Below are 1,386 nucleotides of genomic sequence, written 5' to 3'. Positions count from 1 at the left end.
AATAGGAAGAGGACGGGATGGAACATGTGGACCCCATTAAGCAAAAAGGATAATCTAATGAATGATGTGTTCAAGTTCATGTTAGACCTTGAAGAACCCTGGAAATTAGCTGATATTGAGTATGACCCGCAAGAAGAAGCTTGGCACTTATTTATTGATTTTGAACGAGGAGCCCTGTTTGCCTGTCCGCATTGTGGAGCACCTTGCAAGGCCTACGATGCAGAGAAAAAACAGTGGCGCCATCTCGATATTTGGAAATGGAAAACCTATTTACATGCCCGGGTTCCCCGAACAGACTGCAAACAATGTAATAAAATCACGTTGATTCCCGTGAAGTGGTCCCGGCCGTTGTCGCATTTCACCTTGGATTTTGAGACCTGGGCCATGCGTTTAATGGCTGAAATGCCCGTCAACGCAGCAGCGCGTGAATTACGAGAACATGACACACGCATGTGGCGGATTTTTCATCACTACGTCAATCGAGCCATGACCGAACTGGACGTCAGCTTAGTTCGACGGATCGCCATCGACGAAACGTCCTCGCGTCGGGGTCACCGCTACATTACCTTGTTTATGGATGTGGACACCAAAACGGTACTTTTTGCAACCGAAGGAAAAGGCAAAGATACCTTAGCGCGTTTCAACCAGTATTTACTACAAAAAGGCGTAGAATCGGCACAAATACAGGAAATCTGCTGCGATATGTCTCCCGCCTTTATTCGAGGTATTGAAGAGCAGTTCCCCGCAGCCGAAATGACCTTTGATAAGTTCCACGTCATGAAGATGGTGAATGAAGCCGTGGATGAGGTGCGTAAAGCCGAGCAGAAAGAAGAACCTGGGCTCAAGCGAACCAAATATCTATGGTTAAAGAACAAAACGAACTTGAAGGCAGAGCAGCGAGATACCTTGGAAAGCCTGAAGGACAAAAACCTAAAAACAGGCAGAGCCTACCGCTTAAAATTAGCCATGCAGGAACTATGGACGACCCCGCACGTCTTTGCTGACGTCTATTTACGGGAGTGGTTAGGCTGGGCTAGGCGCTCACAGTTGGGAGCGATGATGGATCTGGCGAAGACCGTGAAACAACATGAAGAAGGCATTCTGCGTTGGTTTCACAGCCGGATGACCAATGGTCTGCTTGAAGGCATAAATGGATTAGTGCAAGCAGCCAAACGAAAAGCACGTGGGTACAGAAACGTCCATAATCTCATAGCTATGGTCTACATGACCGCGAATAAACATCGGCTTCCAGCACTTGCAGCACACAGGCCCTAAACCCATTTTTACCCCGTTCCCTTTATACCATTTCTTTAAGAATCTACTGAAACAAGCTTGACTATGAACCTATTTCTATACGGCGTTACCCATCCAATAGAGCGAAGAGCC

Annotated in this window: 1 protein-coding gene; it reads left to right on the top strand. The window is 47.1% G+C overall.

All coding sequences use genetic code 11. The annotated features are described in order from the left end of the window. Nucleotides 1-24: 24 nt before the first annotated feature. Complete coding sequence (locus E0698_RS26205) at nucleotides 25-1,275, top strand: ISL3 family transposase (protein ID WP_238354176.1); 1,251 nt, start codon at nucleotides 25-27, stop codon at nucleotides 1,273-1,275. Nucleotides 1,276-1,386 lie beyond the last annotated feature (111 nt).

Source organism: Paenibacillus sp. 23TSA30-6 (assembly GCF_014858585.1).
Lineage (GTDB): Bacteria > Bacillota > Bacilli > Paenibacillales > Paenibacillaceae > Paenibacillus.
The sequence above is the reverse complement of the archived record's forward strand: the minus strand, read 5'-3'. Positions and strand labels throughout refer to the sequence as shown.

Bases quoted from the DNA above. Each gene is read 5' to 3' on its own strand.
- E0698_RS26205 (WP_238354176.1), top strand. From the start codon at position 25: ATGTGGACCCCATTAAGCAAAAAGGATAATCTAATGAATGATGTGTTC.